Origin of the sequence: Hartmannibacter diazotrophicus (assembly GCF_900231165.1) — a bacterium.
GTDB lineage: Bacteria > Pseudomonadota > Alphaproteobacteria > Rhizobiales > Pleomorphomonadaceae > Hartmannibacter > Hartmannibacter diazotrophicus.
Map to the genome: position 1 here is coordinate 3,988,890 of NZ_LT960614.1, position 14,088 is coordinate 4,002,977.

The 14,088-nt window shown below is 64.3% G+C and carries 17 protein-coding genes; 7 read left to right on the forward strand and 10 right to left on the reverse strand.

Going from position 1 to position 14,088, the window contains the following annotated elements; translation table 11 throughout:
• Positions 1 to 4: 4 nt before the first annotated feature.
• On the forward strand, positions 5 to 949 hold the full coding sequence (locus tag HDIA_RS18590; protein ID WP_099557526.1) for an ABC transporter permease: 945 nt from the start codon (positions 5 to 7) through the stop codon (positions 947 to 949).
• Positions 950 to 952: 3 nt separating this feature from the next.
• On the opposite strand, the gene HDIA_RS18595 is transcribed toward HDIA_RS18590, so the two are convergent.
• Entirely contained in the window at positions 953 to 2,407 is a 1,455-nt protein-coding gene (locus tag HDIA_RS18595; RefSeq protein WP_099557527.1) for an MDR family MFS transporter, read from the reverse strand.
• A 101-nt stretch (positions 2,408 to 2,508) separates the two neighbouring features.
• Positions 2,509 to 3,759, reverse strand: a complete 1,251-nt coding sequence (locus HDIA_RS18600; protein ID WP_099557528.1) for an AGE family epimerase/isomerase — start codon at positions 3,757 to 3,759, stop codon at positions 2,509 to 2,511.
• 551 nt (positions 3,760 to 4,310) lie between these two features.
• On the opposite strand from HDIA_RS18600, the gene sppA reads away from it, so the two are divergent.
• From sppA to HDIA_RS18620, 4 genes are all read left to right on the forward strand, one after another.
• Positions 4,311 to 5,264 (forward strand): signal peptide peptidase SppA, encoded by a 954-nt coding sequence (gene sppA / locus HDIA_RS18605; protein ID WP_157775732.1) that lies wholly within the window; start codon positions 4,311 to 4,313, stop codon positions 5,262 to 5,264.
• A 26-nt stretch (positions 5,265 to 5,290) separates the two neighbouring features.
• A complete protein-coding gene (gene ihfB / locus HDIA_RS18610) occupies positions 5,291 to 5,572 on the forward strand; it encodes an integration host factor subunit beta (protein WP_099557530.1) in 282 nt (93 codons plus the stop codon).
• A gap of 136 nt (positions 5,573 to 5,708) precedes the next feature.
• Entirely contained in the window at positions 5,709 to 6,059 is a 351-nt protein-coding gene (locus HDIA_RS18615) for a LapA family protein (RefSeq protein ID WP_099557531.1), read from the forward strand.
• Positions 6,060 to 6,274: 215 nt separating this feature from the next.
• Positions 6,275 to 6,583, forward strand: a complete 309-nt coding sequence (locus tag HDIA_RS18620) for a rhodanese-like domain-containing protein (RefSeq protein ID WP_245883962.1) — start codon at positions 6,275 to 6,277, stop codon at positions 6,581 to 6,583.
• A 36-nt stretch (positions 6,584 to 6,619) separates the two neighbouring features.
• On the opposite strand, the gene HDIA_RS18625 is transcribed toward HDIA_RS18620, so the two are convergent.
• The 5 genes from HDIA_RS18625 to ilvD form a co-directional block, all read right to left on the reverse strand.
• Positions 6,620 to 6,838 carry a Trm112 family protein gene (locus HDIA_RS18625; RefSeq protein ID WP_099559003.1) on the reverse strand — a complete coding sequence of 73 codons (219 nt, stop codon included), beginning with the start codon at positions 6,836 to 6,838 and terminating at the stop codon, positions 6,620 to 6,622.
• Positions 6,839 to 6,920: 82 nt separating this feature from the next.
• Complete coding sequence (locus HDIA_RS18630; RefSeq protein ID WP_099557533.1) at positions 6,921 to 7,580, reverse strand: LON peptidase substrate-binding domain-containing protein; 660 nt, start codon at positions 7,578 to 7,580, stop codon at positions 6,921 to 6,923.
• A 147-nt stretch (positions 7,581 to 7,727) separates the two neighbouring features.
• On the reverse strand, positions 7,728 to 8,666 hold the full coding sequence (gene trxA, locus HDIA_RS18635; RefSeq protein ID WP_099557534.1) for a thioredoxin: 939 nt from the start codon (positions 8,664 to 8,666) through the stop codon (positions 7,728 to 7,730).
• A 210-nt stretch (positions 8,667 to 8,876) separates the two neighbouring features.
• Complete coding sequence (locus HDIA_RS18640; protein ID WP_099557535.1) at positions 8,877 to 9,395, reverse strand: prolyl-tRNA synthetase associated domain-containing protein; 519 nt, start codon at positions 9,393 to 9,395, stop codon at positions 8,877 to 8,879.
• Between the two features lie 72 nt (positions 9,396 to 9,467).
• Positions 9,468 to 11,312, reverse strand: a complete 1,845-nt coding sequence (ilvD, locus tag HDIA_RS18645) for a dihydroxy-acid dehydratase (protein WP_099557536.1) — start codon at positions 11,310 to 11,312, stop codon at positions 9,468 to 9,470.
• Positions 11,313 to 11,522: 210 nt separating this feature from the next.
• On the opposite strand from ilvD, the gene HDIA_RS18650 reads away from it, so the two are divergent.
• Positions 11,523 to 11,738, forward strand: a complete 216-nt coding sequence (locus HDIA_RS18650) for a hypothetical protein (RefSeq protein WP_099557537.1) — start codon at positions 11,523 to 11,525, stop codon at positions 11,736 to 11,738.
• 11 nt (positions 11,739 to 11,749) lie between these two features.
• Here HDIA_RS18650 and HDIA_RS18655 read toward each other — a convergent pair whose 3' ends face one another.
• Positions 11,750 to 12,529: a glutamine amidotransferase gene (locus HDIA_RS18655; protein WP_173796337.1), complete on the reverse strand. Its 780-nt coding sequence runs from the start codon at positions 12,527 to 12,529 to the stop codon at positions 11,750 to 11,752.
• Positions 12,530 to 12,986: 457 nt separating this feature from the next.
• Here HDIA_RS18655 and HDIA_RS18660 point away from each other — a divergent pair, with 457 nt between their 5' ends.
• Entirely contained in the window at positions 12,987 to 13,340 is a 354-nt protein-coding gene (locus HDIA_RS18660) for an ArsR/SmtB family transcription factor (protein ID WP_245883964.1), read from the forward strand.
• Positions 13,341 to 13,410: 70 nt separating this feature from the next.
• Here the strand turns inward: HDIA_RS18660 and HDIA_RS18665 are convergent, their stop codons facing one another.
• Both HDIA_RS18665 and HDIA_RS18670 read right to left on the reverse strand, forming a co-directional pair.
• Complete coding sequence (locus HDIA_RS18665; RefSeq protein WP_099557539.1) at positions 13,411 to 13,731, reverse strand: DUF167 family protein; 321 nt, start codon at positions 13,729 to 13,731, stop codon at positions 13,411 to 13,413.
• 5 nt (positions 13,732 to 13,736) lie between these two features.
• Positions 13,737 to 14,030: a YggT family protein gene (locus HDIA_RS18670; protein ID WP_099557540.1), complete on the reverse strand. Its 294-nt coding sequence runs from the start codon at positions 14,028 to 14,030 to the stop codon at positions 13,737 to 13,739.
• Positions 14,031 to 14,088 lie beyond the last annotated feature (58 nt).

Genomic DNA, 14,088 nt, shown 5'->3' on the forward strand with positions numbered 1-14,088 from the left:
CCCGATGACCGAAGCCTTCGACATCCTCCTCACCGCCAGCCTCTGGGCCGCCGTGCTGCGCATTGCGACGCCGCTGATCTTCGGAACATTGGGTGCGCTCGTCTGCGAGCGGGCCGGCGTCCTCAACCTCGGCATCGAAGGCATCATGACCTTCGGCGCGATGATCGGTTGGCTCACGGTCTATGGCGGGCACGACCTTTGGCTCGGTCTGCTGGCGGCGGCGCTTGGCGGCGCGCTCTTCGGCCTCCTGCACGCGCTGCTGACCGTGCCACTGGGCCTCTCACAGCATGTCACGGGCCTCGGCATCACGCTGCTCGCCTCAAGCCTCACCTATTACGTCTTCCGGCTGGTGCTGCCGACCTCGGCGACGCCGCCGACAATCGAGCCCTTCGCGCCGATGCACATCCCCGGCCTGTCGGATCTGCCCTTTCTCGGTGAGGCGGTCTTCTCGCAGACGGCGCCGACCTATCTCGGTCTCGCCATGGCCGCCTTCCTCGCCTATCTGCTGGCCCGCACGCCGCTCGGCCTTGCGGTGCGCATGGTGGGCGAGAACCCGCATGGCGCGGAAGCACAGGGCATCGACCCGATCCGCGTGCGCATCGGCGCGGTGATGGCCGGAAGCGCGCTGATGGGCATCGGCGGCGCCTTCCTGACCCTCTCCGCCTTCAACTCCTTCTTCCCGACGATGGTGCAGGGTCGCGGCTGGGTCTCGATCGCGCTGGTGGTCTTTGCCTCCTGGCGGCCGGGCAAGGCCGTGCTCGGCGCCCTGCTCTTCGCGCTCTTCGACGCCTACCAGCTTCGGCTGCAGCATGTGGTCGGCGGCGCGGTGCCCTATCAGGTCTTCCTGATGATCCCCTACGTGATGTCGATCGTGGCGCTGACGATCATGTCGCGCCGCGCCCGCGTGCCGCAGGCGCTGATGCAGCCCTACCGGCGCGGCGAACGGTAGGGTCTACTCCGTCACCCCGACAGGACCGTTGTGGCCGCGAAGCGGCAGCTCCTTCATCATGAAGATGAGGCAGAGGGCCAGCACCTGCCCGAAGGCGGACAGGGCGAAGAGCGCCCGGAAGGCAACGCCGGCGTTGCTGTTGTCACCGGCGGCGGCGGCATGTTCCCCGATGCCTTCCACGACGCCATAGCCGAGTAGCACGGCGCCGAGCGCCGCCACCCCGATCACCGAGCCGAGCGAGCGCATGAAGGACAGCGTGCCGGTCGCAACGCCGATGTCGCGCTGCTCGACCGCGTTCTGCACCCCGATGGTGGCGACGGGAAACAGCGTGCCGACACCGGCGCCCGCCGTGAAGGTCAGCGCCTCGATCACCCAGAAATTGGCCCCGGCCGCAAGCAGCGACAGCAGCCCGAGCGAGATGATCGACAGGATGCCGCCGCCGACGGCAAGCCGGCGGTAGTGCACCATCTTGCCCATGTAGCGCCCGGTGGTGTTGGCGCCCGCAACGGTGCCGATCATCATGGCGACGAGCGCGACGCCAGCCAAGCCGGGCGTCAGTCCCTGCACCAGCACATGATAGAGCGGCACGTAGACCGAGAGGCCGACGAAGGACATCATCGAGAAGAAGACGGCCGCCGTCGCGGCGGAAACGACCGGGTTGCGCAGGACCCGGATCGGGATCAGCGGCTCGCTCACCTGCCCGAGCCAGACAGTGAAGACGACGAACAGCACGCCGGCGGCAATCAGAAGCGCCAGGATCGTCGACGATCCCCAGGCATAGGTCGTCCCGCCCCAGGTCAGCGCCAGCATCAGGCAGACGGTGGCGGACATGATGAGCACGGCGCCGGCAAGGTCGAGCTTGTGGTCGTGCAGCGACTGCGGCAGCTTCTTCAGCGCCCGGTCGGTCATGAAGATCGCGAAGGTCGCCAGCGGCAGGTTGATCCAGAAGATCATCGACCAGTGGACATGTTCGGCGAGCAGGCCGCCGACGACCGGCCCGGCAAGGCTGGCGAAGGCCCAGACGGCGGAAATGTAGACCATGTATTTCGGCCGCTCCTTGGGCGGCACCACGTCGGCGATGATCGTTTGGGCGAGAGCGATGAGGCCGCCGCCGCCAAGCCCCTGCACCGCGCGGCCAAGCACGAGCAGCAGCATGCTGGGCGCCAGCGCGCAAAGCAGCGAGCCGAAAATAAAGAGGCCGATGGCGAAGAAGAGTACGCCGCGCCGCCCCTTGATGTCGGCGAGCTTGCCATAAAGCGGTGTCACCGCCGTCGCGGTCAGGAAATAGGCCGAGATCACCCATGAAAGCCACTCGACGTCGCCGAGCGCCGAACCGATTGTCGGCAGGGCCGGCGCGACGATGGTCTGGTCGAGCGCGGCCAGCAGCATGGCGAGAAGCGCGCCGAGCACGATCTTCAGGCGGTCTTCTTCCGCCACGGCGGGTGGTGAGGCATTCATGTGAGAAAAGTATCCGGCGAGAAAGCAGGGTACGGCATCTCGGACCTGCCGCACGACACCAGCAACATAGTTCGGGATCCTTAAAAATCCAGATGCCGCCGTCAGGTCGCCGGCATCTCGGCGCGCTTGACCTCCTGCACGATCCCTCCTCGCGCCGGATAAAGCGGGATCAGGCAGGCCTGCAGCGCGTGGTAGATGTCGGGCTTGCCGACGAAAAGAGTCTCAGCCGGCTGAAGATCGACGCCGAGCTCCGCATGCCAGCCGTCGCAATCGAAATCGATGAAATGATTGGCGGTGAAGTTCCAGATCCGGCGGTACCAGTCCTCGTGGAAGGGATCGGGATCGAGCTCGGCGAGATAGGCCGCAGCCCCGATTGCCTCCGCGCAGGGCCACCAGAGCTTGAACGGCAGATGCGGCCGGTCGTCCCAGTCGAGCGTGTAGAAGAAGCCGCCCGCTGCCTCGTCCCAACCGGTTTCGATGGCCGTCCGGAACAGGGCGCGCGCGGCCGTCTTCATCCAGTCGTGGCGCCTGTCGCCGAGGACCCAGAGCTGTAACAGCAGCCTTGCCCATTCCAGCGAATGGCCAGGCGTGGTTCCGAAGGGCCGGAACATGTCGCCGTTGCGATAGTCCCGAACGAGCCGCCATTCGCTGTCGAAATGCTCCGGCAGCCGGTAGCGGTTGCCGGCCGCGTTCTTGGCGATGACGAGAGCCGCGATGCGTTCGGCCCGGGCGAGATAGAGCGGCTCGCCCGTCGCCTCGAAGGCCGCCATCAGCGCCTCGGTGAGGTGCATGTTGGAATTCTGGCCGCGATAGTCTCCGAGCGGCGACCAGTCGCGATCGAACTCCTCGGCCACCGCGCCGTGCCGTTCCTCCCAGAACCGCTCGTCGAGAACGACAGTCACGTCATCGAGAAGGCGGCGCGCCAGCGGATGGCCGAGCTGGCAACCGCTTGCTGCCGCAAGCAGCACGAAGGCATGGCCGTAGGCCTGCTTGCTGGCATCCACCGGACCGCCATCATCGAAGGACCAGACATACCCGCCGTGCTTGTCGTCCCGGTGCTGTTCCCACAGACAGGTCAGACCATGATCGACGATGTCGTCGGCGCCGGGTCGGCCCATCAGCGCGGCGATCGCGAAACAGTGCACCATGCGCGCGGTGGTGTGGATCTGGCGCAGGACATTGCCCCCGTCACGGGGCGCGCCTTCCACGGTCAGTTCGAAGAAGCCGCCGCGCGGATTGATCGAGGCGACCTGGAAGAAGTCGAAAAGCTGCTCCGCCTGACGGGCGAGAAAGCCGCGATGGCCAGCCCGCTTGCGCCACGGCAACAGACCCGCACCTGATTGATCCTGCATGCTGCACACTCACGCAAAGTGGACGATAGGCCGCCCGGAGCGCCTCAAGGCGCCACGGCCATGCGGACGGCATCGAGCCGCCGTTCGATAGGGGATAGCGCGAAGCGCCTGCAATTCAACAGGAAACTTGGCATGTTGCACCGCAAACAAACTTTGAAACAATTTGATGTAAACGGTAAGTCTTGACGAAGGCGACAACTTGCCCCATCATAATAAATACCACCCGGAACTTAATGTTACGGGCGAAACGACTGGCTTCCCCCTGGAAGCTGGCCTGACTTGGACTGACACGATCAGCAAGTCATTGCAAACAGGGCGCCACTACGGGTGGCGCCCTAGTTTTTTGACCATCCGAACACTATTCAGATCTGAAAGTACGTCGCAAACGACCACGTTTGGCGTGCATCGAGTTCGCGATCACGCATGGAGCGGCCAGAGCATGCCAGGAGCCGCTTCGCGCCTTGAGGTTCAAGGCGTTAGGGCATAAGGGATAGAGCATCGCCCGAACGAAAGCGGCTCGCAGTCCAGAGCTGCGTGAAATGGGAAGAGCCATGAGCCTCGATGCCGACCTGATCGTCGAACGGCGCCGCACAAGGCGCAAACTGGTCTTCTGGCGCGTCGGCGCCCTGCTGCTGCTGGCGATCCTCGCGGTCGGAGCGGTCGTGGTCGCGACCGGCGGCGATTTGGGCAACAAGAACCGCGACCAGATCGCGCGGGTGACCGTCTCCGGACTGATGGTCGGAGACCCCGACCTCATCTCGATGCTGGATAGGATCGCGAAGGATGACGCGGTAAAGGGCGTTCTGGTAGCGGTCGATTCGCCCGGCGGCGCGACCACGGCCGGTGAGATACTCTATTCGGCGCTCCGCAAGGTCTCCGACGAGAAACCGGTCGCCGCGTCGGTCGGCACGCTCGCCGCCTCCGCCGGCTACATGGCCGCGCTCGCGGCGGACCGCATCTTCGCGCACCGCACGTCGCTGGCCGGCTCGATCGGCGTCTTCATCGAGTTCGGCAACGTTGCCAAGCTTCTGGACAACCTCGGCGTCGAAGTCGACGCGGTCAAGTCGGCCCCCCTGAAGGGCGAGCCGTCGATGCTGACGCCGGAGGTACCCGGCGTGCGCGCCGCCCTCGCCTCGATTGTCGACGACACCTACCAGTGGTTCGTCGATGTCGTCGCGGAACGCCGCAACCTGCCTCGCGACGAGGCGCTGAAACTTGCCGACGGCCGCGTCTTCACCGGACGGCAGGCGCTTGACCTCAAGCTGGTCGACGAGATCGGCGGCGAGGACGAGGCGGTCACCTGGCTGAAGAGCCGGGAGGGGGTCGGCAAGAACCTGCCCGTTGTCGACTGGACGCCGGAGGGGGGATATGATGGCTTCGGTTTCCTCACACGCGCAGGCACATTCGTTCTCGGACGGCTCGGAATTGACATGTCGGCCTTCTGGGGGGCAAAGCCCGCGCTTGACGGGCTCGTTTCCCTTTGGCACCCTCAAGTCTTGGACTGACAATAAGAATTTGCCGGAGAATCGACATGATCAAGTCGGAACTGGTCCAGAGGATTGCTGCACAGAACCCGCATCTGTATCAGCGGGACATCGAGAACATCGTCAACACCATCCTCGACACGATTGCCGGCGCGATGGCGAACGGTGACCGCGTTGAACTGCGCGGCTTCGGCGCCTTCTCGGTCAAGAGCCGACCGGCCCGGACCGGGCGCAATCCGCGCACCGGCGCGAAGGTGGAGGTGGACGAGAAGCACGTTCCCTTCTTCAAGACCGGCAAGGAAATGCGGGAGCGGCTGAATACCGACTGATCCGGCGGGTGAGGCCGTCGCCGGTTCAGCAAATCGACGGCCAGCAGATCTGTCTCCTGCCTCCGGCATGACCGGGGCTGTTGAATGACGATCTGTCGAAGATTCGGCCGCAAACCGGCCGCATGGGAGATTGGGAATGCGTCTGTTGCTGTGGCTTCTGATCGGAGGACCGATCGCCGTGGTGATCATCGCCCTGGCGATGCTGAACAACCAGCCGGTGACGATCCTGCTTGACCCGGTGACGCCGCAGGCGCCCCTCATTCAGCCGCTGACCGTACCGCTCTATGGCGTCTTCTTCGTCATGCTGATGATCGGCGTCGCGATCGGTGGTTTGGCGACATGGGCCGGCCAGGGCCGCTTCCGCCGTGCCGCCCGGGTGAACCGCAAGGATGCGCTGCGCTGGCGGACCGAAGCGGAGAAGCTGCGCGAGGAAACGCAGCCGGCGATTTCCGCACCGGCGCTGCCGGTTCCGCGCAAGGCCGCGTAAGAGAAACGACCCCAAACTTTGGGGGTGTCGGGTCTGGAATTGGGCCCCGGACATCCTACCTTGATGGACGCAGGTTCATGCAAAGGCCGGCAAAGGTCGTGGTTTGCCCGATCTTCGCCGCAACTGCATGAAACCTTTGGCGGATCGACCCATAGCCCCTGAAATGAATTCGGGCGGTCGCAAGACCGCCGCGCCCTAGCCGGAGAGAATGAATCGTGCGCAATCTGACGATCGAAGAAGTTCGCGATCTCGCGACCGACGGCGAGATCATTCTGGTTGACGTGCGCGAGGATGATGAATGGATCGCGGGACGCATCGCCGGCGCGCTGCATGCGCCGCTCTCGCGCTTTGCAAATGTCGTCAGCGAAATTCCAACCGACAAACCCGTCGTCTTCTATTGCCTTGCCGGCGCACGCTCGGCCCAGGCCATCGGATACTGCCAGCGCATCGGGCTCGACCACGACAGCCACATGGCCGGGGGCATCAAGGCCTGGCTGAGCGCCGGATTTCCCATCGAGGGCTGAAGCCCCCGATAACCGCGCTGCCCCGGAGACGTCCGGTTATTCGTCCTCGTCAAGCTCGCGCGCCTCGTCGACGAGCATGATGGGAATGCCGTCGCGCACCGGAAAGGCAAGACGCGCGGCGCGCGACACCAGTTCCTGGCGCACCGGATCGTAGCTCAGCGTCGACTTGGTCAGCGGGCACACGAGCAGCTCCAGAAGCAGCGGATCGATGCCGCCGCGCCGCCGCTCAGGGCTCTGTTCCGTTCCCTCGGCCATCGAACCGCTTTCCTGTCCGTCTTCACCACCCATCAGGGTTCCTCTCCTCGGGGCCGTAAGCAGGCCGCCATTCGGCACATGCCTATTGCAGCGGCGGTGTGCCGTTGCCCTTCTGCCGCCCCAGCGCCATCTCGGTGATCGCCACCAGCGTATCCGCCCGGGTCTTGAGATCCGGCGCCTCCAGCAGCGCCTGCTTCTCGGCCGGTCCGAAGGGGCTCATCATTGAAAGCGCGTTGACGAGCGCCTCGTTGGACGCCTGCGACACGCCCTCCCAGTCGGCCTCCAGGTTGTTGGCATCGAGGAAGGCCTCGAAGGTACGCAGGAGCGTCTCCCGGTCCACCTCCCCTTCCCCGAGACTGACGCTGAAATCCGTTCCGAAGGGCTCGGCGTCGACCCGGCAGGTGCGATAGGGCGTGGACCGCGTCGTCTCTTCCAGCACCTTGAAACGCGTGATGCCGGTCAGCGTGATCAGATATCGCCCGTCGCCGGTTTCGCTGAACGACGTGATCCGCCCGGCACAGCCGACCCCGCACAGAAGCGCCGGATCGTCCTCCTCGGTCTGGATCATGCCAATCACGCGGTCCGACTGGAGCGCCGCGTCCACCATGGCCAGATAGCGCGGCTCGAAGATGTTGAGCGGCAACTGGCCACGCGGCAGAAGCAGCGCTCCATTCAGCGGAAAGACCGGGATTTCCGATGGCAGGTCGACCGGCCCGCCGTAGTTCACGTTGCCTATCCTCATCATCCTGTCCCATGCCCCGTCGCGTTGGTCCACGGCACCAGATCGGCCATGCGACGTGAAGTCCCCTACCTCTACCTAGCGCGAGCTATCAAAGCGGCGAGGCATTGGGCTCAACATTCGGATCATTACGGATGACGATTGGAAGGCTCAGGAAAACAGCACAGCAGACAGCCGACGCCGGCCATAGAGCGTGTTCTCGTCCTTCGGGCCCCAGGCATCGAAGAACTGCACCAGTTGCTTGCGGGCGGCATCTTCGTCCCAGGTCCGATCCCTGCGAACGATCTCGATGAGATTGTCGATCGCTCCCTTGGTGTCGCCCCGCGCATTGAGGGCGAGCGCCAGCTCGAAGCGGGCCTGATGGTCGGCCGGATCGGAATCGACCCGCAGCGCCAGATCGGCGACATCGCCCAGCTTCTCCGCCGTGCGGGCAAGCTCCAGCTCGGCCCGGGCACCGACGATCGACATGTCGGTTTCCTTGCCCTTGGGCGTCATCGCAAGCGTTGCCTCGGCGACATCGAGAGCCCCCTGGCCGATCTGCGCCCGTGCAAGGCCGCCAATGGCCACAAGATTTCCCTGGTCTTCTTCAAGCACCGCCACGAAACACTCGGCAGCCGTGCCGAAATCCTTCTCGGCAAGCGATTCCGCGCCCGCCGCCAGCATCTGGTCGATGTCCGAGGGACCCACCGGCCCGACCAGCTTTTCGATGAACTGCATGACCTGGGCTTCGGACTGTGCGCCCATGAAGCCGTCCAGCGGGCGGCCATCGACGAAGGCAATCACCGCCGGGATCGACTGGATGCCGAGCTGGCCGGCCACCTGCGGATGCTCGTCGATGTTCATCTTGACGAGCTTCACCTTGCCGCCGGCCGCCTTGACCACCTTTTCCAGAACCGGCGTCAGCTGCTTGCACGGGCCGCACCACGGCGCCCAGAAGTCGACCAGCACCGGCACGCTCTGCGATGCCTCGATGACATCCGGCACGAAGGTCTGGAAGGTGGTGTCCTTGATCAGGTCGCCCTGCCCCGCGGGCTTCGGCTCCGGAGCGGCGCCAAGTGCATTGCCGAGGGTGAAAGTGGGTTGGCTCATGTCCGTCAATCCGCTGTTGCCTGGGTGGCCCCGTGAGAAGGGAATGTTTTCAACTGGCGCATATTTGGCCCCGCCGGGTCGCAAATACAAACCCTCTTGAGCATGTTACGCAAAAGCGAGGACCGCCTTCGCGTCGGAAAATGCGTCGGCCGGGAGCAGGAGCGCGAACATTCCGGACCAGCCCTGTGCCGGTCCGGGTGCCAGAGCGCGCTACTCCGCCGCAGACTGTTCGGCGACCGGCAACTCGACGACCACCGGCTCATGCCCTGTCGCGCGCAGGAACTTGAAGAGGTCGTCCGAGGCGATCGTCGTCGTCGCGACATTCTCCATCGGGTGGAAATTCAGCGGATCGAAGGCAACGAGACCGGCATCCAGCACCACTGTGACGGCCTTCTCCGTGTCGTTGATCACGCCGAACGGCGTCACCGAGCCCGGCTTGACGCCGAGCAACTCGCCCATCTGTTCGGCCGAGCAGAAGGAGACCCGCCCCTGCCCGCCGATGAGGCCGTGTACGCGCTTGAGGTCGACCGGCAGGTCCTCGCGCGCGACGATCAGGAAGACGCGGCTCTTCTTGTCCTTGACCAGAAGGTTCTTGGCGTGCCCGCCCGCGAGCTCGCCGCGCAGCTCCCGGCTTTCCTCCACCGTATGCAACGGCGGATGCTCGATCGTCGCATGGCCGATGCCGAGATCATCGAGATAGGCAAACAGGTCGGCGCGGGTCTTGGGCATCGTCAGGCTGTCCGGAAAATAGCAAGAGGTTCCGCGGCGGTCAGCCACGGAACCTCCGGAAGGACCAAAAAATCAGTGCTCGACCTGGCTCACGTCGCGCACGGCGCCGCGGGCCGCCGACGTCGTCAGCGCCGCATAGGCCCTGAGAGCAGGGGTCACGTTGCGCTTGCGCGGCTCGGCAGGCTTCCAGCCCGAAGCGGGCTTCGCCGCGCGGCGTTCCGCCAGCACCTCGTCGGAGACGGCCACCCGGATCGACCGGTTCGGGATATCGATCTCGATGATGTCGCCCTCTTCCACCAGACCGATGTTGCCGCCCTCGGCCGCTTCAGGCGAGACGTGGCCGATCGAAAGGCCCGAGGAACCGCCCGAGAAGCGTCCGTCGGTGATGAGCGCGCAGGCCTTGCCCAGCCCCTTCGACTTCAGGTAGCTGGTCGGATAGAGCATCTCCTGCATGCCCGGACCGCCCTTCGGCCCCTCGTAGCGGATCAGCACCACGTCGCCGGCGGCAACGCCGCCGTTGAGGATGCCGTCGACCGCCGCGTCCTGGCTCTCGAAGATGCGCGCCGGACCGGAGAAGGTCAGGATGCTCTCGTCGACGCCCGCCGTCTTCACGATGCAGCCGTCGAGCGCGATGTTGCCATAAAGAACCGCAAGGCCGCCATCCTTGGAGAAGGGATGCTCGGCGTCGCGGATCGCACCGGATGCGCGGTCGAGGTCGAGGTCTTCCCAGCGCGCGTTCTGGCTAAAGGCAATCTGGGTCGGAACCCCGCCCGGCGCCGCGCGGTAGAAATCGCGCACGCTTTCGGAGCTGGTACGGCGAATGTCCCAGCGTCCGAGCGCTTCCGCCATCGAACTGGCATGGACCGTCGGCAACGAGGAATCGATCAGCCCGGCGCGCTCCAGCTCGCCAAGGATCGCCATGATGCCGCCGGCCCGGTGGACGTCCTCCATGTGGACGTCGTTCTTGGCCGGGGCGACCTTGCAGAGCACCGGAACGCGGCGCGACAGCCGGTCGATGTCGGCCATGGTGAAGTTGACCTCCGCCTCATGGGCCGCCGCCAGCAGGTGGAGCACGGTGTTGGTCGAGCCGCCCATGGCGATATCGAGCGTCATGGCGTTTTCGAACGCCCCGAATGAGGCGACCGAGCGCGGCAGCACCGTGTCGTCGTCCTGCTCGTAGTAGCGGCGGGCAAGATCGACGATCAGATGACCGGCCTCGACGAAGAGGCGCTCGCGGTCGGCATGGGTGGCGAGCGTCGAACCGTTGCCCGGCAGCGACAGCCCGAGCGCCTCGGTCAGGCAGTTCATCGAGTTGGCCGTGAACATGCCCGAGCAGGAGCCGCAGGTCGGACAGGCCGAGCGCTCGATGACGGCGACGTCCTCATCAGAGTTGCGGTCGTCGGCGGCGGCGACCATGGCGTCGATCAGGTCGAGGGAGCGGGTCTTGCCGTTGAGCACGACCTTGCCGGCCTCCATCGGCCCGCCGGAGACGAAGACCGTCGGGATGTTGAGCCGGAGCGCCGCCATCAGCATGCCGGGCGTGATCTTGTCGCAGTTGGAGATGCACACCAGCGCATCGGCGCAATGGGCATTGACCATATACTCGACGCTGTCGGCGATGATCTCGCGCGACGGCAGCGAATAGAGCATGCCGTCATGGCCCATCGCGATGCCGTCGTCGACGGCGATCGTGTTGAACTCCTTGGCGACACCGCCCGCCTTCTCCACTTCCCGGGCGACGAGCTGGCCGAGATCCTTCAGATGCACGTGGCCGGGCACGAACTGGGTGAAGGAGTTGGAAATGGCGATGATCGGCTTGCCGAAGTCGCCGTCCTTCATGCCGGTCGCGCGCCAGAGGCCGCGGGCGCCGGCCATGTTGCGGCCGTGGGTGGAGGTTCTCGAGCGGTATTTCGGCATGGGACTCAATCCATATCGGTCGGCGGGGCGATAATGCCCGCCGCATGACATTTCTTGCGCCGGCCGCATGGACCGGCGCCCTTTCGGGCTTCGCATATCATGTATGGCGCACGGGTGCGAGAACCAAGCGAAAGGATTGAATGCCGGAAAACCGACCGAATACGGATCTGTGAGGAAAGCTTTGCATCAACCCCTGAATGAAAAAGGGAGATGCTGCCGGACGGCAAGCGCACCGTACGCAAAACAACAAGCGGCGCCAGGCTGCCGTCCGGCATGATCGACGACGCACAACATTCTGTCGACGGGAGGAGATTGGCAAAGTTTGGTTGCCAAATGGTTTTCATCCGGGCGCCGGATCAAAGAAATCTGATTTTTTGCTTGGGCACGATGAACGATGACCCGAAAAGCGAATTAAGTATTGATTAAGTATTTGGAATTCAGCGCTTCAACTCGCTGTCGGCCGCGGAAAGAGCCGGCGGCACGGTGCCTTCCAGCCACAGATCCAGAAACCGGTTCAGCCAGGTGCGCACCGCCGCGTCGTGGATGGCCCGGCCGGCGAAATGATCCCGCCGGCTCTGCGCGCCCGGCATCGACATGCGCGAACTGCCGCGCACCGTCCAGCGGTTCATCATCGCGTAGGTGAGTTCGGCATGGAACTGGATGCCATAGGCCGCCTTGCCGTAGCGGAAGGCCTGATTGCGGAAGGAATCGCCCGTCGCGAGCAGCTCCCCGCCAGAGGGCATTTCAAACCCCTCGCGGTGCCACTGGTAGACGAAACCGGGCCACTCCATCATTTCCCGGCCGGCCTCGGTCGGGCGGATGCGATAGTAGCCGATCTCCGTCATGCCATCGACATGCGGCGCGACATGGGCCCCGAGCTGGCGCGCCAGCATCTGGGCGCCAAGGCAGATGCCGAGAAACGGGGCCTCCTCCTTGAGCGGCACCCGAATCCAGTCCGTCTCCCGCACGATGCCGGGATCGGGATCATTGGCGCTCATCGGACCGCCGAAGATGATCGCGCCGGCATGCCCGCGCATTGTGCCGGGCAGCGGATCGCCGAACCTTGGCCTCCTGATGTCGAGGGCATAGCCTCTTTTTTCCAGCAGCTGGCCGATGCGGCCGGGGCTGGACGTTTCCTGATGCAGCACGACGAGGATCTTCGGACGCCTTGCCGGCGAAAGTGCTTCTCCGCGTGCGAAAGTCTCGGTCTCGAACAGAATGGCCGGTTACTCCTCAAGGATTCGACGGCTCCTAGCGGGTGGGTCGAACGGAACCGGGAACAGCGTCCGAACCGCAATAACCCCGAAGCAGCGGGATTTTCGCCGAAACATCTTCAAAACCCAAGAGTCAATGATGGGCAGAAAGCTGCTTTCATTTCAAGCATGTTGCCGGGTTTGTGATATCAACTCGCGATCATGTTCAGGCTAAAGTCCTTTCCGATTGCCACCGGACAAGGGAAAATTGCTGCCGGCGCGCCGTCCCGAAGGCCTTGTCCGCCGCAGTCAAGTTGCCCTCCCCGAGGGCAATCGAATAAAGAAGTCCGCCATGCGGATTGTTTTGGGCAATTAAGGTCTGCTATTTGTTGAGTTAATTCCCTAGGAAAAGAGGCAGGCCCTCAATTCTCCGCCTTACGACAACACCGGGGTCTCAAGTGCCTGTGCTTCGGAGCGTCAAATGAAATTGGCCTATCAAATGGACAACGACAGTCATCAGCCGCTGCGCTCCGAAATCGCCGAGATGGAGAAGAAGGCATCCGACGTTGCAAGGCTTCTGTCCGCTCTCGGACAGTCGAAGCGGCTGATGGTGCTTTGCCTGCTGGCCGAAAAGGAAATGTCGGTTGGCGCGCTGGCCGAGGCCGTCAATCTCAGCCAGTCGGCCCTCTCGCAGCATCTGGCCAGAATGCGCGATCTCGGCATCGTGTCGACGCGCCGCGAGGCTCAGACGATCTACTATTGCCTTGCCTCCGCGGAGACCCGCAAGCTGATCGAAGTGCTCTACGAGACCTTCTGCAACACCGGCAAGAAGTGACAAAGCCCGACCCGACCGGGCGGTGATTCGCTGGCAGACGTGTCTGCCTGGTTAGCCGCTCGGGGCTGTTTCAAAGCCCGCAGAGCCGCGAGAGAGCGTCGAGCCCCGGCTTTCCGGCGCCCGTCACCCGCACCGTCTTGACCCGTGATGTCTGGCCCGCCGTCACGTTGCCGGCGGATTTCGGCATGCCCGCCGCCTTGGCGACAAGCGCGGCGATCGCGGCATTGGCCGCGCCATCCTCCGGAACCGCCCTCACTCTGGCCTGCACGACCTCGCGCCCGTCCGACATGGCCTTGACGCCGGCGATCTCGTCGCGCGGCGCACGCGGCGTCGCCCGGACGATGACGATGAGATCGTCGCCCTCCAGCCGAAGCGGGCCGTTCGCATCCATGACGGTCAGAAGGGCGCCAGCGGATAGGCGTAGCGGTAGATGATCTGCTGGATCAGGATGATGATCAGATAGAGAACGATCGGCGAAACATCGAGACCGCCGAAACTCGGCAGGAAATTCCGGATCGGCCGCAGTACCGGTTCGGTCATCTGGAAGAGCGCGTTGCCGATCATCGAGACGACCTGATTGCGCGGATTGACGACGTTGAACGCGTAGAGCCAGCTGAAGATAGCCGAGGCAATCACGATCCACATGTAAAGATTGAGCGCGATCGTGATCACATCGAGAATGGCGCGCATGGCCTCTTCAATCTCCGTCTTAAGGGAGCATCAGGAAAGACGAAGGCCGCTGCCGGCC